Origin of the sequence: Streptomyces sp. NPDC048603, assembly GCF_043199475.1 — a bacterium.
Lineage (GTDB): Bacteria > Actinomycetota > Actinomycetes > Streptomycetales > Streptomycetaceae > Streptomyces.
Window position 1 is genome coordinate 61,711 of sequence record NZ_JBICVY010000006.1, and the last position, 24,310, is coordinate 86,020.

The 24,310-nt window shown below is 70.5% G+C and carries 19 protein-coding genes; 6 read left to right on the plus strand and 13 right to left on the minus strand.

Annotated features, from left to right (window positions below; all coding sequences use genetic code 11):
* Window positions 1-35: 35 nt before the first annotated feature.
* The 8 genes from ACGFQ9_RS15865 to ACGFQ9_RS15900 all read right to left on the minus strand — a co-directional run bounded on the left by ACGFQ9_RS15865 (window position 36) and on the right by ACGFQ9_RS15900 (window position 12,634).
* Entirely contained in the window at window positions 36-962 is a 927-nt protein-coding gene (locus ACGFQ9_RS15865) for a GNAT family N-acetyltransferase (protein WP_393574368.1), read from the minus strand.
* Between the two features lie 124 nt (window positions 963-1,086).
* Window positions 1,087-2,169 carry an ABC transporter ATP-binding protein gene (locus ACGFQ9_RS15870; RefSeq protein WP_393574369.1) on the minus strand — a complete coding sequence of 361 codons (1,083 nt, stop codon included), beginning with the start codon at window positions 2,167-2,169 and terminating at the stop codon, window positions 1,087-1,089.
* Between the two features lie 31 nt (window positions 2,170-2,200).
* Window positions 2,201-3,262 carry an ABC transporter ATP-binding protein gene (locus ACGFQ9_RS15875; protein ID WP_393574370.1) on the minus strand — a complete coding sequence of 354 codons (1,062 nt, stop codon included), beginning with the start codon at window positions 3,260-3,262 and terminating at the stop codon, window positions 2,201-2,203.
* 10 nt (window positions 3,263-3,272) lie between these two features.
* Window positions 3,273-4,250 (minus strand): ABC transporter permease, encoded by a 978-nt coding sequence (locus tag ACGFQ9_RS15880; RefSeq protein WP_393574371.1) that lies wholly within the window; start codon window positions 4,248-4,250, stop codon window positions 3,273-3,275.
* A gap of 112 nt (window positions 4,251-4,362) precedes the next feature.
* Window positions 4,363-6,168: an ABC transporter substrate-binding protein gene (locus tag ACGFQ9_RS15885; protein ID WP_393574372.1), complete on the minus strand. Its 1,806-nt coding sequence runs from the start codon at window positions 6,166-6,168 to the stop codon at window positions 4,363-4,365.
* Window positions 6,169-6,278: 110 nt separating this feature from the next.
* On the minus strand, window positions 6,279-7,304 hold the full coding sequence (locus ACGFQ9_RS15890; RefSeq protein ID WP_393574373.1) for an ABC transporter permease: 1,026 nt from the start codon (window positions 7,302-7,304) through the stop codon (window positions 6,279-6,281).
* Window positions 7,305-7,809: 505 nt separating this feature from the next.
* Window positions 7,810-9,714, minus strand: a complete 1,905-nt coding sequence (typA, locus tag ACGFQ9_RS15895) for a translational GTPase TypA (RefSeq protein WP_393574374.1) — start codon at window positions 9,712-9,714, stop codon at window positions 7,810-7,812.
* A 316-nt stretch (window positions 9,715-10,030) separates the two neighbouring features.
* The gene (locus ACGFQ9_RS15900; protein ID WP_393574759.1) at window positions 10,031-12,634 is read right to left on the minus strand and encodes an ABC transporter substrate-binding protein; all 2,604 of its coding nucleotides are present in this window, start codon (window positions 12,632-12,634) and stop codon (window positions 10,031-10,033) included.
* Window positions 12,635-13,039: 405 nt separating this feature from the next.
* Here ACGFQ9_RS15900 and ACGFQ9_RS15905 point away from each other — a divergent pair, with 405 nt between their 5' ends.
* From ACGFQ9_RS15905 to ACGFQ9_RS15920, 4 genes are all read left to right on the plus strand, one after another.
* Window positions 13,040-13,270: a hypothetical protein gene (locus tag ACGFQ9_RS15905; protein ID WP_393574375.1), complete on the plus strand. Its 231-nt coding sequence runs from the start codon at window positions 13,040-13,042 to the stop codon at window positions 13,268-13,270.
* Between the two features lie 107 nt (window positions 13,271-13,377).
* Complete coding sequence (locus tag ACGFQ9_RS15910; RefSeq protein ID WP_393574376.1) at window positions 13,378-14,199, plus strand: hypothetical protein; 822 nt, start codon at window positions 13,378-13,380, stop codon at window positions 14,197-14,199.
* 1 nt (window position 14,200) lies between these two features.
* A complete protein-coding gene (locus ACGFQ9_RS15915) occupies window positions 14,201-16,099 on the plus strand; it encodes a fumarate reductase/succinate dehydrogenase flavoprotein subunit (protein ID WP_393574377.1) in 1,899 nt (632 codons plus the stop codon).
* Entirely contained in the window at window positions 16,096-16,893 is a 798-nt protein-coding gene (locus ACGFQ9_RS15920; RefSeq protein ID WP_393574378.1) for a succinate dehydrogenase/fumarate reductase iron-sulfur subunit, read from the plus strand. Before ACGFQ9_RS15915 ends, ACGFQ9_RS15920 begins: the two co-directional genes overlap by 4 nt.
* Window positions 16,894-16,955: 62 nt before the next feature.
* Here the strand turns inward: ACGFQ9_RS15920 and ACGFQ9_RS15925 are convergent, their stop codons facing one another.
* Window positions 16,956-17,192 (minus strand): hypothetical protein, encoded by a 237-nt coding sequence (locus ACGFQ9_RS15925; protein ID WP_393574379.1) that lies wholly within the window; start codon window positions 17,190-17,192, stop codon window positions 16,956-16,958.
* A 95-nt stretch (window positions 17,193-17,287) separates the two neighbouring features.
* Between ACGFQ9_RS15925 and ACGFQ9_RS15930 the strand changes: the two genes are divergently transcribed.
* Complete coding sequence (locus tag ACGFQ9_RS15930; protein WP_393574380.1) at window positions 17,288-19,411, plus strand: TPM domain-containing protein; 2,124 nt, start codon at window positions 17,288-17,290, stop codon at window positions 19,409-19,411.
* A 25-nt stretch (window positions 19,412-19,436) separates the two neighbouring features.
* On the plus strand, window positions 19,437-20,150 hold the full coding sequence (locus tag ACGFQ9_RS15935; RefSeq protein WP_393574381.1) for a PspA/IM30 family protein: 714 nt from the start codon (window positions 19,437-19,439) through the stop codon (window positions 20,148-20,150).
* A 55-nt stretch (window positions 20,151-20,205) separates the two neighbouring features.
* On the opposite strand, the gene ACGFQ9_RS15940 is transcribed toward ACGFQ9_RS15935, so the two are convergent.
* The 4 genes from ACGFQ9_RS15940 to ACGFQ9_RS15955 all read right to left on the minus strand — a co-directional run bounded on the left by ACGFQ9_RS15940 (window position 20,206) and on the right by ACGFQ9_RS15955 (window position 24,244).
* Window positions 20,206-22,803: a SpoIIE family protein phosphatase gene (locus tag ACGFQ9_RS15940; protein WP_393574760.1), complete on the minus strand. Its 2,598-nt coding sequence runs from the start codon at window positions 22,801-22,803 to the stop codon at window positions 20,206-20,208.
* Window positions 22,804-23,038: 235 nt separating this feature from the next.
* Window positions 23,039-23,467 carry an ATP-binding protein gene (locus ACGFQ9_RS15945; protein ID WP_393574382.1) on the minus strand — a complete coding sequence of 143 codons (429 nt, stop codon included), beginning with the start codon at window positions 23,465-23,467 and terminating at the stop codon, window positions 23,039-23,041.
* 143 nt (window positions 23,468-23,610) lie between these two features.
* On the minus strand, window positions 23,611-24,030 hold the full coding sequence (locus ACGFQ9_RS15950) for a (deoxy)nucleoside triphosphate pyrophosphohydrolase (RefSeq protein ID WP_393574383.1): 420 nt from the start codon (window positions 24,028-24,030) through the stop codon (window positions 23,611-23,613).
* A gap of 28 nt (window positions 24,031-24,058) precedes the next feature.
* Window positions 24,059-24,244, minus strand: coding sequence for an SPOR domain-containing protein (locus ACGFQ9_RS15955; protein WP_393574384.1), 186 nt, complete (start codon window positions 24,242-24,244; stop codon window positions 24,059-24,061).
* Window positions 24,245-24,310: the final 66 nt, after the last annotated feature.

Consider the following 24,310-nt stretch of genomic DNA (forward strand, 5'->3'; position numbering starts at 1 on the left):
GGTGAGTCCGATTGGACCCGCGCGTCCCGTCCCTGTCACCCCTTGGAGTGCAACGGCAGCTCCCAGGTGTTCACCGCGTAGTGGGTGCTCATGCCGTGGGCCTCGTAGAGCGCGAGGGCCCCGGTGGCGTTGAGGGTGTCCACGCCGAGGCCCAGGGTGTCCCGGCCGCGGGCGGCGTAGAAGGCGAAGGCGTGCCGGAGCAGGTGCCCGCCGATGCCCCGGCCGCGCTGGTCCTTGCGTACGCCCAGGTGGTTGACCCAGGCCATGGAGGTGCGGTCGTCACGGGAGAGGACCACGCCCACGTCGCCCTCGCCGGGGAGGGAGGCGATCCAGACCAGGGACCAGTCCAGGTCTCGGAAGGAGTAGTGGTCCAGCCAGGCCTCGTAGTCCCGGTGGACGTGCCCGAAATGCTCCGCGAAGGAGTCCTCGACCAGGGCGTGCGCCCGGCGGCGGTCCTCCTCGGCGGTGCCGCAGTGGCGCAGGGAGAGGCCGGCGGGGGCCTCGCCGGGCAGGGCTGCCGCGGGGTCCAGGGAGCGGACCATCACCTGGTAGCGCCGTACGGTCTGCCAGCCGCGGGCGGTCAGCAGGGCGGTGTCGAGGGTGGGCTCGGTGTTGAGCTGCATCCGCAGGCTGCCGGGCACCCCGCCGGCCATCTCCCGCGCCCGCACCTCCATCAGCCGCAGCATCCTCGCGGCGGCGTCCTGGTGCTCGGGCAGTACGTACTGGTCGGCGCCGACGAGCCCGGGCTCGCCCTCCGGCCAGACCATGCCGTAGGCGACCAGCCGGCCGCCGTCGTGGGCGAGCCAGGAGTCGGTGGCCAGGTCCGCGTCGGGGTGGTTGAGGTCGGCCTCCACCTCGTGCAGGTCCGTTTCCGGGCGGCCGATCTCGATCATGTCGACGGCGTTGAGCAGGGCGCAGATGTCGCCCGCGTCGCCGGGGCCCGCAGGCCGGACGGTCAGCATCCGTCCACTCTCCCCGGCCGCCCGTCTGCCGGACAACCCAATAAAGGGGGAGCCGGGAGAGGGAGCCGGGAAAGGGGCAGGGCCCCGCACGAGGAGTGCGGGGCCCTGTGCCGGAAGGGTGCGCTTACGCGTCGCCCTCCAGCGCCTGCAGCGCCGGGTCGAGGACGATGTCCTCGGCGTGCTTCTCGGTGGTGGGGTCCTCCGGGAAGTGGCAGGCCGTCAGGTGGCCGGGCTTGCTGGTGGAGAGCTGCACCAGCGGCGGCTCCTGCGAGGAGCAGATGTCCTGCGCCTTCCAGCACCGGGTGCGGAAGCGGCAGCCGGACGGCGGCATGATCGGCGAGGGGACGTCGCCGGAGAGGCGGATCCGCTCGCGCTTGGTGCCGTCGAGGTCGTCCGTCTCCGGCACGGCCGACAGCAGCGCGTGCGTGTACGGGTGCCGCGGCCGGTTGTAGAGCGAGTCCCGGTCGGCGATCTCCACGATCTTGCCGAGGTACATGACCGCGACGCGCTCGGAGAAGTGCCGGACGATCGACAGGTCGTGCGCGATGAACACGAAGGCGATGCCGCGGTCCCGCTGGAGCTCCTGGAGCAGGTTGACCACCTGCGCCTGGATCGACACGTCGAGGGCCGAGACGGGCTCGTCCGCGATGATCAGCTTCGGCTCCAGCGCGAGGGCGCGGGCGACGCCGATGCGCTGGCGCTGGCCACCGGAGAACTCGTGCGGGAAGCGGTTGTAGTGCTCCGGGTTCAGACCCACGGTCTCCAGGAGCTCGCGGACCTTCTTCTCGCGGCCGCCGGGCGGGTTGATCCCGTTGATCTCCATCGGGCTGGAGATGATCGTGCCGACCGTCTGCCGCGGGTTCAGCGAGGCGTACGGGTCCTGGAAGATCATCTGGATCTCGGACCGGATCGGCGCCAGCTTCTTGCGGCCGGCGTAGGTGATGTCCTGGCCCTTGTAGGTGATCTTGCCGCCGGTCGGCTCCATCAGGCGGGTGATCAGCCGGCCCGTGGTCGACTTGCCGCAGCCGGACTCGCCGACGAGGCCCAGGCTCTCGCCCGGCTTGATGTCGAAGGTCAGGCCGTCGACGGCCTGGACCGCGCCGACCTTCCGCTTGATCGGGAATCCGCCCATGATCGGGAAGTGCTTCTGCAGCCCTTCCACGACCATCAGCGGCTCGACGGCCTTGGTGGTGGTGTTCTCGGTCATGGTCTTAGCCCCAGTCGCTGGTGATCAGCTATCAGCCCAGCCGGGGCTGAATCGTCTCGAAGAAAGCCTGCTGCTTCTGCTCCGCCGTCAGGTGGCACGCGGCCGCCCGCCCGTCCGCGAGGTGCGGACGCTCGGAGGTGCACAGGCCGCCGGCCACCAGGTCCGTGTACGAGCAACGGGCGCTGAAGGCGCAGCCGGGCGGCGGGTTGAGCAGGCTCGGCGGCGATCCGGGGATCGGCGTGAGCGGCTCGTTGACGTCGGAGGTCAGGCTCGGCATCGACCGGAGCAGACCCACGGTGTACGGGTGCGAGGGCTTCTGGAGCACCTCGCGGACGGTGCCGCGCTCCACGGCCCGGCCCGCGTACATGACCAGGAGGTCGTCGGCCATGTTGGCGACGACGCCGAGGTCGTGCGTGATCATGATGATCGCGGAGCCGAACTCCTGCTGCAGGTCCTTGAGCAGGTCGAGGATCTGCGCCTGGACGGTCACGTCGAGGGCCGTGGTCGGCTCGTCGGCGATCAGCAGCTCGGGGTTGCACACCAGGGACATGGCGATCATCGCGCGCTGGCGCATACCGCCGGAGAACTGGTGCGGGTAGTCGTCCACCCGGCGCTTGGGGTCGGGGATGCCGACCTTGCCGAGCATCTCGATGGCCCGGTCCCGGGCCTCCTTCTTGCTCGCGCCGGTGTGCTTGCGGAACGGCTCGGAGATCTGGCGGCCGATGGTGTAGTACGGCGACAGGGCGGTGAGCGCGTCCTGGAAGATCATCGCCATCTTGTTGCCGCGGAGCGTCTCCAGCTCCTTGTCCTTCAGGTCGGTCACTTCCTGACCGTCCAGCCTGATGGAGCCGGTGATGTTGGTGGTCCGCGGGTTGTGGAGGCCCAGCACGGTCAGGTTCGTCACCGACTTGCCGGAGCCGGACTCGCCCACGATGCCCAGGGTCTGGCCGCGCTTCAGGTCGAAGGAGAGGCCGTCGACCGCCTTGACGATGCCGTCCTCGGTGGAGAACTGGACCCGCAGGTCGCGCACCGACAGGAAGGCGTCGGACTCGGTCGGAGCCGGGACGTCCTCGGTCTTGGTGAGTGTGGTCACGGTCGTTCTCCTAGGCCAGACGCACGCGCGGGTCGATGATCGCGTAGAGAGCGTCCACAACGATGTTGAAGAAGAGGATGAGCGCGGCGCTGAACACCATGACGCCCATCGTCAGCGGCAGGTCCTTGTCCTTGACCGACTCCACCGCGAGGCGGCCGATTCCGGCGAGACCGAAGGTGTACTCGGTGACGACCGCACCGCCGAGCAGCGCGCCGAGGTCGATGCCGAGGATGGTCACGATCGGGATCAGCGAACCGCGCCAGGCGTACCGGAAGAAGACGTACTTGTTGCTCATGCCCTTGGCACGGGCGGCGCGGACGTACTCCTCCTGGAGCTGCTCGATCATCGTCGAGCGCGCCATACGGGTGTAGTTGGCCGTGAAGATGACGGACATGACCATCCACGGGATCAGCAGGCCCATGAACCAGCCGCCGAAGCTCTCGGAGAAGGGCACGTACTTCGGCTTCTCCAGCCAGCCGGTGCTGTAGACGAAGATGCCGAGGACGACCGGGCCGAGGAAGTAGATCTGGAGCGAGGACAGGACCAGCGAGGCGCTGCTGAAGGTCTTGTCGATCCAGGTGCCCTTGCGGGCAGCGGCGATCATGCCGGCGCCGAGGCCGACGACCAGGAAGACGATGAGGCCGCCCACGGACAGCGAGATGGTCAGCGGGAGGCGGTCGACCAGGGTGTCCCAGATCATCTGCTGGTTGTCGAAGGAGACACCGAAGCAGGGAGCCGAGCAGTGGCCGACGGAGAAGTCACGGCCGGCGAAGATGCCGACCATGTAGTCCCAGAACTGGACGGGTACGGGCTTGTCCAGGCCCATGTTCTTGTGGATCACCTCGAGGGCGTCCGGGGTGCAGTTCTTGCCACAGGCCAGCAGGGCGGGATCCTGCGGGATGGCGAAGAACATGAAGAAGGTGAATGCGCTGATCAGGAACAGGATCAGGACTGCGCCGAACGTCCGGCGAAGAAGGAATTGAAGCATGGGGTCGCTGCTCTCAGGACGGCGGCGTGAGGGGTCGATTGGGATCGGACCGGTGCCCCGGGGGTGTGCGGACCGCCGTCCGCACACCCACCGGGGCTTCGGCCTGAGAGTGTTAGCTCTTCAGGAAGACGCGCGTGACGTCGATCGCGCTCAGGTCGTTCGAGTAGCGGGCGCCACCGACGTTCGAGCCCTGGATCTGCAGCGACTTGGTGAAGTACAGCGGGGCGGCCGGGTTGATGCGCTCCACGATGTCGTGGTGCAGCGCCGTCCACGCCTTCTGGGCCTCAGCCGGGTCGACGATCTTCTTCGCCGCGGCGATGGCGTCGTTGACCTTCGGGTCGTTGATGTGCGAGTAGACCGAGGAACCGTCCTGCAGCTGCTTGCCGTCGTACAGCGGCGGGATGACGGTGGAGGCGGACGGCCAGTCCTGGCCCCAGCCGGTCATGTAGAGGTCCAGACCGTTGTCGACCTTGCCGACCTGCTCGTACCAGGTGGCGCTGTCGATCTCCTTCTTCTGGACGTCGATGCCGATCGCCTTCAGGCGGTCGGCGATGACGACGGCCTGCTGCTGGCGCTTCGGGGTGTTGGCGTACGCGTAGGTCAGCTTCAGACCCTCGGCGCCGGCCTCCTTGAGGAGCTTCTTGGCACCCTCGATGTCACCGTTCGGGTTCTTCGCCTTGCCGAAGGGGTCGTAGTCCTTCTCGAAGCCCGGGGTGGTCGGGGAGATGAGGCCGGTCGCGACCTCACCGCCGAACGCACCGCCGTCCGGCTGGTAGACGTTCTTGTTCGGCATGGCCATGGTGATGGCGTCGCGGACGCGCTTGTCCTTGACCCGGTCCAGGTTGAAGTTCAGCTGCCAGACGTAGGGCTGGTAACCGGAGATCGTCCGGGCCTTGGCGGCGGCGTCGTTGACGACGTTCTGCACCTGGGTGGTGGCCACGGTGCCGGTCATCTGGATGCCGTTCTTGGCCTCGTCGCGGTCGGCCAGGATCGCCTTGGTCTGGGCCTCGTCGTCCTGGTTGAACGCGATGTTGAAGCCGTCGACGTACTGGTGGCGGACCGAGTCGGTCTTCGCGTCCCAGTTCTCGTTCTTGACGAGCTTCATCTCCTTGCCCGGCTTGAAGTCCGCGATCTTGTAGGGACCGAGGGCGACCGGAGCGGTGTCGTACTTCTCCTTGGTGTCCGTCTTGGCGGGCACGATGGAGTAGCCGGTCATCGCGAGGGCCTGCGGCAGGTCGGCCTGCGGCTCCTTGAACTTGAAGACGATGGTCTTCTCGTCCGGGGTCTCCAGGACGTCGTTGCCCAGGTGCTGGCCGCCGTACGGGCCCTCCGGGAGCGCCTTGCGGTACGTGGTGCCCTCGCCGGACAGCCAGTTCTGCAGGTAGACCGGGCCGTCGGTGACGAACGGCGCGTAGAGGCGCTCGACCGTGTGGCGGACGTCCGCCGAGGTGATCGGGCTGCCGTTCTGGTCCTTGATCCCGTCCTTGAGGGTGTAGGTCCAGGTCTTGCCACCGTCGGTGGTCTTGCCGGAGTCGGTGGCGAGGTCACCGACGACGGTCATCTTGCCGGTCTCGTCCTCCTGGTACTGGGTCAGACCACGGTGGAGGAGGCGGCCCAGAATGCGGGCGTCGGAGACGTAGCTCTGCGCCGGGTCCAGGTGGGAGAAGTCGTCCGTCTGGTAGACGCTCACGGTGCCGCCGGGGCGGGCGCCGGGAACCTCGGCGGCCGGACCGGTGGACGCCTTGGCGTCGCCGAAGGAGACGGCGGCGGACTGCTTGGCCGCGTCCTCCTTGGTCTTGCCCTGGGTCTTGGAGGTGTCGCTCTTGTTGTCGTTGCCACCGCAGGCGGTCAGGACGAGCGAGCCCGCCGCAACAGCGATGACGATCGCGGTCGCCTTGCGCGTGCCGAAGATGCTCATGGTGATGAGTACCTATCTGTAGGTAGTGATCCAACTGTGCTGCCTGGCAACCCGCATGACGGATCGTCAATCAGGTATGCCTGGGCGGCAGCTGTCCCGCTGCAGTGACGTCAGCGACCGGACTTGGGGTCGAACGCGTCCCGTACCGAGTCGCCGAGCAGGTTGAAGGCGACGACGAAGACGACCATCGCGATACCCGGGTAGAACATGTACGCCGGGTCCTGCTCATAGATGCCGGCACCGATGGCGAACATCCGGCCCCAGTCCGGGGTGGGCTCGACGTAGCCGACGCCCACGTAGGAGAGGAAGGCCACCGAAAGGATCGTGGCGGGCAGCATGAGCGTTGCCTGCACGAGGATCGGCGTCACCAGGTTGGGCAGCAGCTCCTTGCGGATGATCCGCCAGGGAGAAGCGCCCGCGATCTTGGCTGCCTCGACGAACTCCCGCTCACGCAGGGAGAGCGTCGCCGCACGGATCAGACGGGACAGGCCCATCCACCCGAGGAAGGAGAGCACGATCACGATCGCTGCTGCACGCAGCGCCGTGGGCGTCTCCTCGTCCGGCTTGACGAAGGCGGCCACGACCACCGGCATCGAGGCGATGAAGAACAGCTGGCTGGGGATACCGAGCAGGAAGTCGGTGAACCGGCCGAGCCAGTAGTCCACCTTCCCGCCGTAGTACCCGCCGACCAGACCGATCAGCACGCCGATGACGACCATGATGATCGTCGCGATCAGGGCCGTGAAGATCGACGTCCGCATGCCGTACAGCAGCTGCGTGAAGACGTCTCGACCCAGAACCGGCTCGATGCCGAACCAGAACTCGCCGGAGGCACCTCCGAACGAGCCCACCGGCATGCTGAACTCATCGAGGAGTCCTTCGGTGTTCTGCCCGTACAGCTCGTACGGGTTCTTCCCGTACATGTTGGCGATCACCGGCGCGAGCAGCGCGACGGCGAAGAAGAACAGGACGATGAACGCGGAGATGACTCCGGCCTTGTCCCGCTTGAATCGCCGCCACATGAGCTGCCCAGGGGACAGCCCAGCGGGGTCCTTGGCCTTCGGAGCGTCCTTGGACGGCTCCTCGACAAGGACGTTGGGCGCTGCTGCACCCTCAGTCTGCGCAGGGCTGGTCACGATCGCGTCGCCCCCAGTGCGATCTCAGTCGCGCGCGTGACCCAGTTGGCGCTTGTGGCACCACGCATGGGGTCCTCCTCATGAGTTCACTTGTCACTACGTGAGGGGCACTCAAGGAGGATCGCCGACACCCCTGACGGCTAGTTCTCCAGTACCCCAAGTGTGCTCGTGAGTCGGCACTCCCCACAGTGCGTGACCCATTGACCCGAGCTCATTGGAGCCATCCTCAGGGAAGCCCCCCAGCTGAAACCACATCTGGCCGGTCTCGTTTTCACAACATCACCCCACCCCAGAAAACCGAAATCCGGACAAAGCGAGCAGAGACAGACACGCCCGAAACGGACTGTTAGCACACCTTCCGGAGTGTGACGACCGTTATCCGGACACCTGAACGAGATAATCCGTTTGACAAAACGAAACAGCCCCCCTACCACGGAACACCGTGGCAGAGGGGCTGTGAGCAGGCAATAAGAACCTGACGGAACCCTCGGGGGCTACCTGGCGGCTACTTGGCGGCCTTGGCGCGCGAGGCGGTGCGGGAGCGCTCCTTCTGGTCCAGGACGACCTTGCGGATGCGGACGGCCTCCGGGGTCACCTCGACGCACTCGTCGTCGCGGCAGAACTCCAGGGACTGCTCCAGGGAGAGCTTGCGCGGCGGGACGATCGCCTCGAAGGAGTCGGCGGAGGCGGAGCGCATGTTGGTGAGCTTCTTCTCCTTGGTGATGTTCACGTCCATGTCGTCGGAGCGGGAGTTCTCGCCGACGATCATGCCCTCGTACACCTCGGTGCCGGGGTCGGTGAACAGCACGCCGCGCTCCTGCAGGTTGGTCATCGCGAACGCGGTGACCGAACCGGCGCGGTCGGCGACCAGGGAGCCGTTGTTGCGGGTCTGCAGGGCGCCGAACCACGGCTCGTGGCCCTCGTGGATCGAGTGGCCGATGCCGGTGCCGCGGGTCTGCGTCAGGAACTCCGTACGGAAGCCGATCAGGCCGCGGGACGGGACGACGAACTCCATGCGGACCCAGCCGGAGCCGTGGTTGGACATGTTGTCCATGCGGCCCTTGCGGACACCCATCAGCTGGGTGACGGCGCCCATGTGCTCCTCGGGCACGTCGATGGTCATGCGCTCGACCGGCTCGTGCACCTTGCCGTCGACCTCGCGGGTGACGACCTGCGGCTTGCCGATGGTCAGCTCGAAGCCCTCGCGGCGCATCTGCTCGACCAGGATGGCGAGCGCGAGCTCACCACGGCCCTGGACCTCCCAGGCGTCCGGACGCTCGGTGTCCAGGACGCGCAGCGAGACGTTACCGATCAGCTCGCGGTCCAGACGGTCCTTGACCTGGCGGGCGGTGACCTTGCGGTCCTTGACCGCGGCCTTGGCGTCCGCGCCCTTGCCGGAGCCGCCGCGGCCGACCATCGGGGAGGTGTTGGTGCCGATGACCATGGAGATGGCCGGCTCGTCCACCGTGATGAGCGGCAGGGCGACCGGGTTCTCCGGGTCGGCCAGGGTCTCGCCGATCATGATGTCCGGGATACCGGCGACCGCGCAGATGTCACCGGGGCCGGCGACCTCGGCCGGCTTGCGGGTGAGCGCCTCGGTCATCATCAGCTCGGTGATGCGGACGTTGGAGATCGAGCCGTCGCGCTTGATCCAGGCGACGGTCTGACCCTTGCGGAGCTCGCCCTGCTCGACGCGGAGCAGCGCGATGCGGCCGAGGAAGTTGTCGGCGTCCAGGTTGGTGACGTGGGCCTGGAGGGGGGCCTCGTCGTCGTACACCGGGGCGGGGACGTGCTCCAGGATGGTGGAGAAGAACGGCTCCAGGTTCTCGCTGTCGGCGGGGACGGTGCCGTCCTCCGGCTTGGTCAGCGAGGCGATGCCGTCACGGCCACAGGCGTAGACGATCGGGAACTCGATCTGGTCCTCGTCGGCGTCCAGGTCCAGGAAGAGGTCGTAGGTCTCGTTGACGACCTCGTCGATCCGGGAGTCCGGGCGGTCCGTCTTGTTGATGCAGAGGATGACCGGCTTCCGCTGCTGGAGGGCCTTGCGGAGCACGAAGCGGGTCTGGGGCAGCGGACCCTCGGAGGCGTCCACCAGCAGAACGACAGCGTCGACCATCGACAGACCGCGCTCGACCTCGCCACCGAAGTCGGCGTGGCCGGGGGTGTCGATGATGTTGATCGTGATCGGGGCCCCGCCGTCCTTGGGGTGATACTTCACCGCCGTGTTCTTGGCGAGGATCGTGATGCCCTTCTCACGCTCCAGGTCGTTCGAGTCCATCATGCGGTCGTCGAGCTGCTGGTGGGCGGCGAAGGCGCCGGCCTGCTTCAGCATGGCGTCGACGATGGTCGTCTTGCCGTGGTCGACGTGGGCGACGATGGCTACGTTACGGATGTCGTGGCGCGTGGGCACTGCGGCGCTTCTCCCGGGATCGTGGATGGCGTCACGTACGGCCTGGTACGCGAGCCTGTGCCGGGCGGAAAACCTGCCACGGCCTTACCCCATGGTACGTCGCGCGGCGCGATCCGCCCGCCGGGGGGTATGTCAAGAGGCCGGACGACTGAGTGTGGGGTGGGCCGCCGGGGCGGGCGCGATCAGCTGGAAAAGCGGTGAAGAGCCGGGTCAAAGGGCCGGTCACGACCTTGCCCGCCGGGGGTTCCGGCGGGCAAGGGAATTGAGTCACATCTGAGCTAGCTACCGGGGAGTTCATGCGGACTGCACGGGACCGCTACTTGTTCTTCCCGTTCTTTTCCCTGGCCGCGGCGGGCTTCTTCCAGCCGATGTCCTGGTAGCGGGGGGCGCCGAGACCGAAGGCACCGGCGTTGACCACACCCGGCCGGGAGCCCACCAGCTCCGGGCGCTGGTAGAGCGGAATCGATCCGGCAACCGCCCAGATCCTGGCGTCGGCCTGCTGCATCAGCTCCCGCGCCTGGGCCTCGTCCAGCTCGCCCACCGCCTGGTCGAACAGCTGGTCGATGTGGTCGGTGCCGACCCGGGTGTAGTTCTGCTCGACGAGCAGCGAGCCGTCCGCGGCCGGTTCCGGCTTGGCGTAGATCGGGCGGGCGTCGGTGGCCGGGTAGGCGGTCGTCGGCCAGGAGTACAGGGCCAGGTCGTAGGCGCCGGAGGCGATGTGGTCCTTGAAGAAGCTCTCGTCGGCGACCTTGGTCAGCTCGGTCCGGATGCCGATCGTCCTCAGCATCTGCGCGATCCGCTCGCCGACGGCCCGCAGCGGCTCGGATCCGGCCCCGGACGGGAGCACGAACCTCAGGTTGAGCGGCTTGCCGTCCTTGGCGAGCACCCCGGCGGCACCGGCCGCGGCCTGCTCCGCCGGGGCCCCGCTGGCCTTGGCCTCGCCATCCCGGGCGGGGTTCCGCTTGCCGTCGGCGACGGCGTCGGCCCGGGTCAGCACCGGCGCCTGCGGCGCTTCGCCCAGCGGTGCGGGCGCGAGCACGGTGTCCGGCCCGGGGCCGGGCTGCCCCGGCCGGTCCGCGGCTCCGGGGGCCCCTTCCGGCAGGCGGGAGTCGTACTGCCCGGAGCCGGCGAACCGGTCCGCGTCGACGATCTCCCCGTCCGGCCCGTACGGAACGGCCTCGGGCAGCACCGGCGCGTCCGGCAGGCCCTCGCCGCTGCCCTCGGGCCCGAACTCGTCACCGGGCTCGCCGGGCCGGACCGCGGGCAGCCCGGCGGCCGCCCGGGCACCCTGGAAGGCGGCACCGAGCACCGGCGCGGCCCGGCCGAGCCGGCCCACCGCCGCCCCTTCCGCCGCCTGGTCCGCGGCCTCCCGGGCGCCCTGCGCGGCCGAGGACAGGTCCCCGTTGCGCTCGTCGTGCTGCCCCACGATGTACAGGCCGTCGTCGCCGGTGCCCGGCCCCGGCGGGCGCTTGGCGTCGTCCTTCTTCTCCGCCGCGCTGCTCGCCTTGGTGCCCGCCGGGACGGTGCCCTGCGAGCTCCGCCGCCAGCCCGCGTCCGCCAGCAGCGCCTGGGCCTCCTTGGTGTCCTGCTTGCCCAGGGCCCCGCTGTTGTCGGTGTACCCGCGCTGCCCGGCCAGGGCCAGGTGGCTGCCCACGGGCCTGGCAGGCAGCCCCAGCGGCTTCAGCACGATCTCGGCCAGAGCCTGCCGGTCCAGCGCACGGGCCACCGCCCGGCGCACCCGCTCGTCGGCCAGCGGCCCGGACGCCCCGTTCAGTGCCAGCTGGGTGTACGCGGGCTCCAGGGACTTCCGTACGGCGAAGCCGCGCAGCGCCTTCTGCTCCGCGGCGTAGCGCTGCACCGCCTCCGCGCCGTTGCGGCGCGCCTCCTGTTCCGCCGCCGCCTTCTCCTCGTCCGCGCCGTGGGCCAGTGCCCACGAGCGCATGGCCTCGGCGGGGGTCACCGAGGTCCCGGGGCCGTGCGCCGGGGCGCCCTGGCCGACCGCGTCCTGGCCGACCGCGTCCTGGCCGACCGCTCCGTGGTCGCCCGCCTCCTTCCTGGCCTTCTCCTCCTTGGCCGCGTCCCGCTTGGCCAGCGCGATCCGGTCCACGCCCGCCCGGTCGAGCTCGGCCAGGTCCACCTTCCCGGAGGCCAGTGCGGAAGCCCGCTCGGTCCGCGGCACGGCGGTCAGCACCAGGGTGTCCAGCTTGGCCGGCGCCCCCCACCAGCGCGCGTTCCGGGACAGCGTGACCGTGCCGGCCTTCTTGTCGACGGCGCCGACCGCGAACGGCCCCGCCGTCACCTTCAGCGCCTCCCGCGCGCCCTCGTTGAACGCCTCGGGCTTGGACGTGACCTGCTTCGGGTACAGCGGGGAGAACAGCGACTGCCAGTCGGCGTAGGGCTTGCCGAAGGTGACCCGGACCTCCAGGTCGCTGGCGCCGCGCTCGATCTTCTCGATCCGGTCGTATCCGGCGTTGCGGGCCGTCCAGTACGCCGAGTCCTTGCCGCTCAGTGCCCGCCACTGGGCGAGGAAGTCGGACGCGCCGATCTCCCGGCCGTCGCTCCACACCGCCTTCTGGTTCAGCTTGTACAGCACGACCTGCTTCGGCTCGCGCTCGACGACTTCGGCCTTCTCCAGGTAGTCCGGGTTGGCCACCGGCCGTCCCTTGGCGTCCAGCGTGAACAGGTGCGGGAGCACCGCCCCGGCGATCCGGGACGTGGTCGTGTCCGCGTCCGCCTGGTAGGCGTTCAGCGTCCCCGGCACGGAATCCACCGCCCAGCGCAGCACCCCGCCGTCGGCGACCTCCGATCGGGCGGTCGCCGCGATGTCCGGACCGGCGGAGACGGGGCCGCCGTCCTCCTCACCGGAGCTGCAGCCGGCCAGCAGCGGCAGTGCCAGGACGCCCGAGGTCAGGAGCGCCATGGAGGCCATGGATCTGCGCCTTCTCTGGCTCTGGGACATGGGTGGTACCTCCGGGGCGAGCGGGGCGTGGGGGTTCGCGTACGTGATCACGTACGGAGATCACGTACGGCGGTATATGGAGCTGATCACACTGGTGACGGGACCCACTGAAATCGACGCGGGGCCGCAGGTGCCGCAGCCGGCCCGCGCCACGCCGCGAACCCCACCCGTGCGGACCAATCCGGGTACCGCGGGGCTGCGCGGTCCCCCGTGCGAGGGATGACAATGGGAGCAGGGAGGGGCGCACAGATCAGGCCCGTGCGCCCGGAATCGCTGCACGTCCCTTCACAACCGGGGACGGGAGGAGCGACACTCGCAGGCGCACTTGGGCGTTGCCACCGCAACCTGCGGAAGTGAGGGCAAGTCATGTCCCTGCAGGACGATTTGAATGCCGTACGCCGCAACCTCGACGAGCTGACCCGCAAGGTGGAGCAGCTCGAGCAGAAGGCCGCCCGGCAGCGCGGGGAGCAGAGCGGCGCGTCCGCACCCCCCGCCGCGTCCAGGATGGTTCCCGTCCCGGACACCCCGTACGACAACGCGCTGTGGACGGACACCGATGACGAGGGCCTGGGCGCCCGCGACCGTCGGGCACCCTGATTCCGCAGCCGTAACCTTCCGCCTACCCCCATCAGGCCCAGCCGTCCGCGGTCCGCGGACGGCTGGGTCTCCTGGGCCACCCCTGACCACTCCTCCCGGAGTTCACTTTGGCCACAGGCACCGAACCACCCCAGCAGCTGACCGGCGTCCACGACGCCTCCCGGGCCGCGATCCCGGCCCGGCACCTCCGCACCGACCGCTGGTGGCTGGCCCCCGCCGCCACCGCGGCCGGGCTGCTCGCCTTCGTCGTCTACTCGACCTGGCGGGCCTTCGCGAACGCCGACTACTACGCGGCCCCCTACGTCTCGCCCTTCTACTCCCCGTGCCTCGCGGAGAACTGCGTCCCGATGAAGGGCGGCCCCAACTGGGAGATCTTCGGCAGCTGGTGGGCTCTCTCCCCCGCCCTGCTGATCCTGGTCTTCCCGCTCGGCTTCCGGCTGACCTGCTACTACTACCGCAAGGCGTACTACCGGAGCTTCTGGTCCTCGCCCCCCGCCTGCGCGGTCGCCGAGCCGCACGCGAAGTACACCGGCGAGACCCGCTTCCCGCTGGTCTTCCAGAACATGCACCGCTACTTCTTCTACACGGCGCTGCCGGTGGCGGGCATCCTCACGTACGACGCGGTGCTGACCTTCCGCGACGAGAGCTACGAGTGGGGCCACATGGGCCTCGGCACTCTGATCTTCCTCGTCAACTCCGTGCTGATCTGGGCGTACACCCTCTCGTGCCATTCCTGCCGGCACATCATCGGCGGCCGGCTGCGGCACTTCTCCAAGCACCCGGTGCGCTACCGGCTGTGGGGCTGGGTGGGGAAGCTCAACGCCCGGCACATGCAGCTCGCCTGGGCCTCCCTGATCACCGTGGCGCTCTGCGACTTCTACGTGTACCTGCTCGCCACCGGCGTATTCAACGACCCGAGGATCTTCTGACATGGCTCAAGTCGACCGGCAGCAGTGGGACGTGGTCGTGGTCGGCGCGGGAGGCGCCGGCCTGCGCGCCGCGATCGAGGCCCGTGAGCAGGGCGCCCGTACCGCCGTGATCTGCAAGTCCCTGTTCGGCAAGGCCCACACGGTGATGGCCGAGGGCGGCATCGCCGCCTCCATGGGCAACGTCAACGAGGGCGACAACTGGAAGGTGCACTTCCGCGACACCATGCGCGGCGGGAAGTTCCTCAACCAGTGGCGGATGGCCGAGCTGCACGCGAAGGAAGCACCCGACCGGGTCTGGGAACTGGAGACCTGGGGCGCGCTGTTCGACCGTACGCCCGACGGGCGGATCTCCCAGCGCAACTTCGGCGGGCACGAGTACCCGCGGCTCGCGCACGTGGGCGACCGTACCGGCCTCGAACTGATCCGCACCCTCCAGCAGAAGATCGTCCAGCTCCAGCAGCAGGACTTCAAGGAGACGGGGGACTACGAGTCCCGTCTGAAGGTCTTCCAGGAGTGCACGGTCACCCGCGTCCTCAAAGACGGGGAGAGGGTGTCCGGAACGTTCTGCTACGAACGCGAATCCGGCCGTTTCTTCGTCCTGGAGGCCCCGGCGGTGGTCCTGGCCACCGGCGGCATCGGCAAGTCCTTCAAGACCACCTCCAACTCCTGGGAGTACACCGGCGACGGCCACGCCCTGGCCCTGCTCGCCGGCGCGCCCCTGCTCAACATGGAGTTCATCCAGTTCCACCCGACCGGCATGGTCTGGCCGCCGTCGGTGAAGGGCATCCTCGTCACCGAATCGGTCCGCGGTGACGGCGGCGTGCTGCGCAACAGCGAGGGCAAGCGGTTCATGTTCGACTACGTCCCGGACGTCTTCAAGGAGAAGTACGCCGAGACGGAGGCCGAGGGCGACCGCTGGTACGAGGACCCGGACAACAACCGGCGCCCGCCGGAACTGCTCCCCCGCGACGAGGTGGCCCGCGCCATCAACTCCGAGGTCAAGGCGGGCCGCGGCACCCCGCACGGCGGCGTGTTCCTGGACGTCTCCACCCGCATGCCCGCCGAGCGGATCAAGCGCCGGCTGCCGTCCATGTACCACCAGTTCAAGGAGCTGGCGGACGTGGACATCACCGCCGAACCCATGGAGGTCGGCCCCACCTGCCACTACGTGATGGGCGGGATCGCCGTCGACTCCGACACGGCCGCGACCGTGGGCGTACCCGGTCTGTTCGCGGCCGGCGAGGTCGCGGGCGGCATGCACGGCTCGAACCGCCTGGGCGGCAACTCGCTGTCCGACCTGCTCGTCTTCGGGCGCCGGGCCGGACTGCACGCGGCGGACTACGCCGCCGCGCACGACCGCACCGCCGTCGACCAGGCGGAGGTGGACGCCGCCGCGGCCGAGGCACTGGCCCCCTTCCACGCGGACGAGGGCGCGGAGAACCCGTACACCCTCCACCAGGAACTCCAGCAGACCATGAACGACCTCGTCGGGATCATCCGGCGGGAGAGCGAGATGCAGCAGGCCCTGGGCAGGCTGCGCGCCCTGCGGGTCCGGGCGGCCAAGGCCGGGGTCGAGGGGCACCGCCAGTTCAACCCCGGCTGGCACCTGGCCCTGGACCTGCGGAACATGCTGCTGGTCAGCGAGTGCGTGGCACGGGCCGCACTGGAACGCACCGAGAGCCGCGGCGGCCACACCCGCGAGGACTGCCCCGCCATGGACCGCGACTGGCGCCCGGTGAACCTGGTCTGCCACCCGGTCTCCCCCGCACCCGCCGACCCCGCGGCCGACCACATCCGGCTGGTCCGCCAGCGGACCGAACCCATCCGCCCCGACCTGCTCGCCCTCTTCGAAAAGGAGGAGCTGGTCAAGTACCTCGCCGAAGAGGAGCTCTACGAGTGACTGCGACTGACACCGGAACCGGACGGGGCTACGAGGCCCGGTTCCGCATCTGGCGGGGCGACACGGAGGGCGGCGAACTGCGGGACTTCCGAGTGGAGGTCCACGAGGGCGAGGTCGTCCTGGACATCGTCCACCGCCTCCAGGCCACGCAGGCCTCGGACCTGGCGGTCCGCTGGAACTGCAAGGCGGGCAAGTGCGGTTCGTGCAGCGCGGAGATCAACGGCCGCCCGCGGCTGATGTGCATGACGCGCATGTCGACGTTCTCCCGCGAGGAGACCATCACGGTCACCCCGCTGCGCGCCTTCCCGGTCATCCGCGACCTGGTCACGGACGTCTCCTTCAACTACCGGAAGGCGCGGGAAGTCCCGGCGTTCGTCCCGCCCCAGGGGCTGGCCCCGGGCGAGTACCGGATGCAGCAGGTGGACGTGGACCGGTCACAGGAGTTCCGGAAGTGCATCGAGTGCTTCCTGTGCCAGGACACCTGCCATGTGGTCCGCGACCACGAGGAGAACAAGCCGGCCTTCGCCGGGCCCCGCTTCCTGATGCGGGTGGCCGAACTGGACATGCACCCGCTGGACGCGGCCGGGGACGAGGGCCTCGACCGCAAGCGGACCGCCCAGGAGGAACACGGCCTGGGCTACTGCAACATCACCAAGTGCTGTACGGAGGTCTGCCCCGAAGGCATCAAGATCACCGACAACGCACTGATCCCGCTCAAGGAACGGGCGGTGGACCGCAAGTACGACCCGCTGGTCTGGCTGGGCTCGAAGATCTCGCGCCGCAAGGGCGGCTGACCCGGACCGCACCGGGCCGCCCCCGTCCCCACCCGGGGCCGGGGGCGGCCCGGTGTCCGTACCTACTCCGAGTGGTTCAGCACGTTGCCGTTGGTGCAGTGGTTGGTGGTGTTGCCGGTCCACGAGCCGCCGACCGGGACGACGGCCAGTTCCTGGAAGCAGACCGCGGCGGCGGAGAAGTTCCAGTTGTTCGCGGCGTTCACGCCGGGCCCGAAGTTGCTGTCGTCGTCGGCGTGGGCCGGGCCGGCGAGGGCGAGGGCGGCCAGGGCCAGGGCGGTGGTGGAAACGATCTTCTTCATGGCCCGTCCAACGACGGATCGGCGGCAGGGGTCACGGAACGTGATCGGATCTCCGGTCGCGATCGGACGAAACCACCCATACGCTCCCCCATGTGATGCCGCCGAGGAGATCGATCACCGGGATCGCCGTGCGGGCCGCGTTCACGGGAGCCGCCGTGCTGCTCGGAGCCGGGGTCCCGGCATCCGCTGCCGCCGGCGTCGTGCCGCCGGTGTTCTCCGTGCCCGCCGAGGACCCGGTCAACCTCGACCGGCAGGGGCAGATCACCGACCGGGTCGGGGCCCTCGGCGACCGGAGGGGCGAGGTCACCGCCGCCCTCGACCGGCTCTACGCCGACCGGCGGATCCAGCTCTTCGTCGCCTACGTCCGCGACTTCTCCGGGCGCTCCGCCCAGAGCTGGGCCGACGCCACCGCAGAACGCAACGGCCTCGGCCAGAACGACGTCCTGCTCGCCGTCGCCACCGGGGCACGGCAGTACGCCTATTCGGCGGCGGTCGACTCCGGTTTCACCCGGGAGCAGCTGGCCGAGGTCGCGCGGACCGCGATCGAGCCGCCCCTGCGCCAGAACGACTGGGCGGGTGCCGCCATCGGCGCCGCGAACGGCTACGACGCGGTGCTCGGCGGGCAGCCGGTCCCCGCCCCCGCCATCACCCCGGGGCCCGCCGACCCCGGCGGCCAGGACGACGGCGGCGGGGAGAGCGGCGCCGGGGACTACGTCCTGCCGGTGGTCGCGGTCGGCGCGGCCGGGGCACTGGGCGTGTACGCGTACTCCCGGAGCAGGCGGCGGAAGGGGCGCGGCGGAACGCAGACGCGGCCCGCGGGCTGGGGTGAGCACGCCGCCGGCGGACTGCCACTGCCCGAGCTCGACGCCAGGGCGAAGGCGCTGCTGGTGGAGACCGACGACGCGGTCCGCACCAGCACCGAGGAACTCGGCTTCGCCACGGCCCAGTTCGGGGAGGAGGCGGCGAGGCCGTTCGAGGCCGCGGTGGCCCACGCCAGGGACGAGCTGACGCACGCGTTCCGGCTGCGCCAGCAGCTGGACGACGCCTACCCCGAGGACGACGCCACCCGGCGCCGGATGCTCGACGAGATCGTGGCCCGGTGCAGCGAGGCGAACCGCCGCCTGGACACCGAATCGGCGGCCTTCGACCGGCTGCGCGACCTGGAGAAGAACGCCCCGCAGGCGCTCGCCGCGGTCGGGGAGCGCTTCCGGGCCATGTCCGGGCGCACCGTCACCGCCGGGGCCACCCTCACCGCGCTCTCCCGCCGGTACGCCGCTTCCGCCGCCGCGCCCGTCGCCTCCAACGCCGAACAGGCCGAGGACCGCCTGCTGTTCGCCGGCACGAACCTGGACGAGGCACGGGCCGCGGTCGGGGCGGGCGACAACGCCAGGGCCGCTGTGCACGTCCGGGCCTCCGAGGGCGCGGTGGACCAGGCGGTGACCCTGGTGGACGCGGTGGAGCGGCGCGCGCAGGAGCTGGCCGAGGCGGCCGGGAAGCTCGACGGGGCGCTGGCCGAGGCGGAGGCCGACCTGGCGGACGCCCGGGGACTGCTGAGCGGGACGCCCGAGGGGGTGTCGACCGCGGACCTGCGGGGCCGGATCGGTCGGGCGGAGTCCGTCCTGGCCGACGTACACGGGGAACGGGACGGCGGGAGCTACGACCCGATCGACGCGCTGCGCCGGGTGGAGGAGGCGGACGCCGCGCTCGACGAGGCCCTGGCCGGGGCCCGGGAACGGGAGACCGCGCACCAGCGGGCCCGTGCCCTGCTGGACCGGGCGGTGCTGTCCGCCCGCAGTGCGATCGGCGCGGCCGGCGACTACATCACCACCAGCCGGGGCGCGGTCGGGGCCACGGCCCGGACCCGGCTGGCGGAGGCCCAGCGGCACCTGCAGCGGTCCTCGGAGCTGGCCGGAACGGACGCGCCGAGCGCGCTGGCGGAGGCCCAGCGGGCGGACGCGCTGGCCCGGGAAGCGCAGCGGCTGGCCGAACAGGACGTACGGGGGTACGAGAACCCGTACGCGGGACGGCGGCCCGGGGGCGGCGGCATGGACGGGATGGGCGGCGCGGTGCTCGGCGGGATCATCCTCGGCGAGATCCTGCGGGGCGCCGGGCGGGGCGGGGGCGGCGGTGGCTTCGGGGGCGGGGGCTTCGGTCCGGGACCGGGGTCCTTCGGGGGCGGCGGCACGCGGGGGCGGATGGGCGGCGGCGGCCGCTTCTGACCGAACACGACAAGGAGCAGAACGCATGAGCAAGCAGAGCATTCTCGGCCGGGTCGCCCAGCTCGCCAAGGCCAACATCAACGCGTTGCTGGACCAGGCGGAGGACCCGCAGAAGATGCTGGACCAGCTGATCCGCGACTACACGAACAACATCGCGGAGGCGGAGCAGGCGGTCGCCACCACGATCGGCAACCTGCGGCTGCTGGAGCAGGACCACCGGGAGGACCTGGACGCGGCGAAGGAGTGGGGCGACAAGGCGCTCGCGGCGAGCAGGAAGGCGGACGAGCTGCGGGCGGGCGGGGCGGCGGCGGACGCGGACAAGTTCGACGGTCTGGCGAAGGTGGCGCTGGGCCGGCAGCTGCAGGCGGAGAAGGAGGCGAAGACGGCGGAGCCGGTGATCGCGGCGCAGACGGAGGTCGTGGACAAGCTGAAGGCCGGCCTGGACTCGATGAAGAACAAGCTGACCGAGCTGCAGGCGAAGCGGGACGAGCTGGTGGCGCGGTCGAAGACGGCGGAGGCCCAGAACCGGATGATGGACGCGGTCCAGAGCATCGACGTGCTGGACCCGACGAGCGAGATCAGCCGGTTCGAGGACAAGGTGCGCCGGGAGGAGGCGCGGGCGATGGGCAAGCAGGAACTGGCGGCGTCCTCACTGGACGCGCAGTTCGAGGCCCTGGACGACCTGGGCCGGACCTCGGAGATCGAAGCCCGTCTGGCCGCCTTGAAGCGAGCCGCGTAAACCCCCTGCCCTGCGGGCGGCCCCCCTCCCCGCAGCGGCGCCGGGTGCCGGGCGGTCAGCCGTACATGTTCAGGAGCTGCTCGGCGGAGAGTTCCGACAGGGGTTCGGTGCCGGCGCCCGGCAAGGGGAGTTCGAACCACACCGTCTTGCCCCGGTGGGTGCGCCGCGTGCCCCAGCCGGCGGACAGCAGCCCGACGAGCTGGAGGCCGCGGCCCCCCTCGTCGGTATCGCGGGCGCGGCGGCGCCGGGGCTGGACCAGGTTGCCGTCCCAGACCTCGCAGACCAGGGTGCGGTCCAGCAGCAATCTCAGCCGGATCTCGCCCTCGCCGTACCGGAGGGCGTTCGTCACCAGTTCGCTGACCAGCAGTTCGGTGGTGTCGAGCAGGCCCTCCAAGCCCCAGGCCGGGAGTTTGGCACGGGCCAGTTCCCGGGCCCGGCCGACCGAGCGCGCCTCCCGGGGCAGCTGCCAGTCGCCGACCGCGTCGGTGGGCAGGCCCTGGACGCGGGCCATGAGCAGGGCGATGTCGTCCTCGCCGTGCCGGGTCTCCAGGGTGGCCAGGACGTGGTCGGCCACGTCCTCCAGCGGACGGACCGGGTCGGCGAGCGCGTCCCGCAGGCCGCGCAGCCCCTCTTCCAGCGGGTGGTCGCGGGATTCGACCAGGCCGTCGGTGTAGAGGGCGAGCAGGGCGCCCTCGGGGAGCTCCACCTCGACCTCCTCGAAGGGTTCGCCGCCCACGCCGAGCGGCATGCCCGGCGGGACCTCCAGGAGCAGGCCGGGGCGCGGGCCGGAGCCGGGCTCGGCGGGTTCCACCAGGACGGGGGGCATGTGCCCGGCGTTGGCGATGGTGCAGCGCCGGGTCACCGGGTCGTAGACGGCGTACACGCAGGTGGCGAGGTAGACCTCGGAGAGGTCGGCGTCCCGGGACTGCAGGGCGGCCCGCGAGGGCTGCCGGCCGCCGCCCGGCGCGCCGAGGCCGCGGGCGACCTCGTCGAGGGCGGAGAGCACCTCGGCCGGTTCCAGGTCCAGCAGGGCGAGGGTGCGTACGGCGGTGCGCAGCTCGCCCATGGCGACCGCGGCGCGCAGGCCGCGGCCCATGACGTCGCCGACGACGAGGGCGGTGCGGTGGCCGGGCAGTTCGATGACGTCGAACCAGTCGCCGCCGACCTCGGTGGCCGCGTTGCCGGGGAGGTAGCGGCAGGCGATGTCCAGACCGGCGGCCTCGGGATCGCCGGGGGGCAGCAGGCTGCGCTGGAGGATGAGCGCGCGTTCGTGTTCGCGCCGGTAGAGCCGGGCGTTGTCGATGCACACGGCGGCGCGGGCGGCGAGTTCGACGGCGACGGCCCGGTCGCGTTCGCCGAAGGGTTCGCTGCCCTTGGTGCGGGAGAACTGGGCGAGTCCGACGACGGTGTCGTGGGCGACCAGCGGGACGACGAGGGTGGACTGGACGAGGGGGGAATGGGCGGGGTTCGCGCCGCCGCCGTCACCGCCTTCGAGCAGCCGGGGGCGGGCGGTGCGCAGGGCGAGGGCGCCGGGGGTGGCGGCCGGGTAGCGGTGGGTCTCCCCGACGGCCACGGGCGGGCCGGACAGCGGGGCGTCGGAGACAGCGCTGGCGAAGGCCACGCGGCGCAGCGGGGCGGAGGGGGCACGGCCGGAGCCGCGGCCGGGGAGGCTGGGCCGGCCCGGTCCCCGGTGGCGGGCGGGGCGGTCGTCGTCGCCGAGCAGCAGGCCTTCGTAGAGGTCGACGGAGGCGAGGTCGCAGAAGCCGGGCACGGTGACGTCGAGGAGTTCGCGGGCGGTGGTCTCCAGGTCGAGGGAGTTGCCGATGCGGTGGCCGGCCTCGTTGAGCAGGGCGAGGTTGCGGCGGACGCCGGCGGCCTCGCGGGCGGCGAGGTGACGGCGGGTGACGTCGGTGCCGAGGCCGGCGACGCCGACCGGGCGGCCGGAGCCGCCGTGGACGCGGTAGAGGTTGATGGACCAGTGGCGGTGTTCGCGGCTGCCGGGGGCGGCCCCGCTGATCTGGAGGTCGGTGACGGCGTCGCCGGTCTCCAGCACCCGCCGCAGGGCGGCGGTCATCCGGTCGGCCTCCCGTTTGGGCAGGTAGTCGTGGACGGTGCGGCCGCGGTGGTCCTCGGCGGCGCCGCCGAAGACGGTGGCGAAGCGGCGGTTGGCGCGCTGCACGGTGAGGTCGGTACCGAAGAGGAGAAAGCCGAAGGGAGATTGTCCGAATATCGCCTGCGAAGCCGCCAGGTCGGACTCGATCCGGCGGAGTGCGCGTACGTCGACCACGACGCAGAGCGCGGCCCGCTCGCCGGTCTCGGTCTCGGTGGGCATGACGTAGATCTCGGCCACGCCGTGCCGGCCGGAGCCGTCGGGCATGCGGAACGGAATCAGGCCGGTCCATTCCTTGCCGTCGAGTATCTCGGCGACCTTGCGGTGGCCGTCGGCGCGCAGTTCGGCGGGCATGAAGGCGTCGACCGGGTCGCGGCCGACCGCCTGGGCCGGGGTCAGCCCGAAGAGTTCCCCGGCACGCAGGCTCCACTGGTCGATGAGGCCGTCGGGGCCGATCGAGAAGGACGCGACCTTGATGTAGTCATATATCGAGCCAGGCGGGCTGCTGTGCCACAACGAGTCGTGCCACGTCTCCCGGGGCATGCGGGCCTGATGTGCCTGCGCAGGTATTTCGCTCACGCGACCGTCCCCTCCAGCTCACCGCAACCGGACCGGCCATGACCGAAGTATTCAGCACCACGGGCACGCCTCGCACGGCGTTCACGATCACAGCAAGGTCTCGTTGATTTTGAGCCATTACCCGTGATCTTCCCCGGGGGCCTCCGGCTGTCGCCGGACCGTGCCGTCCGGGGCGTCCCCCGTACCGTCCTTCCCCTTGTTACTCACCAGGAAGCGGCAACTCGAACCACACTGTCTTGCCCGTCTTGTCGCGCCGGGTCCCCCAGCGCTGCGCCGAGACCGCCACCAGATGGAGCCCTCGGCCACCCTCGTCGTCGGCTGTGGCGGGCCGTTCGCGGGGCGGATCCGGAAGCGGATCGGAAACCTCCACGAGCAGGGAGGGGTCTTCCACCTGGCCGTCGGTGGCCGGATAGCGCCGGACCAGACGGACCCCGATGGGACCGGAGGCGTACCGCAGGGAGTTGGTCACCAGCTCGCTGACCAGCAGGACGGTCACTTCACAGAGGGGATCGAGCCCCCAGGCCAGCAGCTTGCCGAGCACCGCGTGGCGGGCGGTACGGACGGCACCCGGTTCGGCGGGAAAGGCCCATTCGGCGCACTCACCGTCTGTCTCGATCACGCCGATCACTTCCCGGGCCGACAACGGACCCCAGTGCGGTTCTTCAGGGACGAGATCCGGACAATGACGACATACCCGATATTCCGGTCGTCCTACCGTCCGGGACCTCATCCACCGGCGCACTGTGGCACGTACGGCCTACAGCGCGCCCCTCATGCGCCCCCGGATGCCACGGGCGCGGCGGCCCGGAGCCGGCGGCCGGCCTCGGCGACCGCCGGGCGGTCCTGGTCGAGCCAGTCCACGGAGTCCAGCTCGTCCGGGGCGAGCCAGCGCAGTTCGTCGTGGTCCTCCAGCGGCTCCGGCGCACCGGACAGCAGACGCGCGGTCCACACGTGGAGCACCAGGCCGGGCTTGAGCGGCCATTCCCCCGGGATCCGCTCCAGCGCCTCGGTCTCCACGCCGAGTTCCTCGCGGAGTTCGCGGACCAGGGCGTCGGGTCCGGTCTCCCCGGGTTCGGCCTTGCCGCCGGGCAGCTCCCAGCGGCCGGCCAGCTCGGGCGGCGCGCTGCGCCGGGCGGCCAGCAGGCGCCCGTCATGGAAAAGGGCTCCGCCCACGACCACGCGTTCAGTCATGAGCGGAGCCTACGCCGTTCCGGTCGGTTCAGTTGGTGGTGGCGGTCTGACCCAGTCGTTCGACCCAGTAGAGCTGCTTGTGTCCGCGGTCGTCGAGGCTGTCGATGACCTTCTGGGCCTCGGCCCGGGTGGCATAGCGCCCCACCCGGTAGCGGTTGCCGTTGTCGTCCTGCCGTATGACCAGCCACGGGAGCAGGGCACCGCTGTCGTTCATCGCGCTTCACCCTCCGCCGACGTACCTGCCCAGGAAACCGCATTGCGCATATGCCTGAGCTTACGC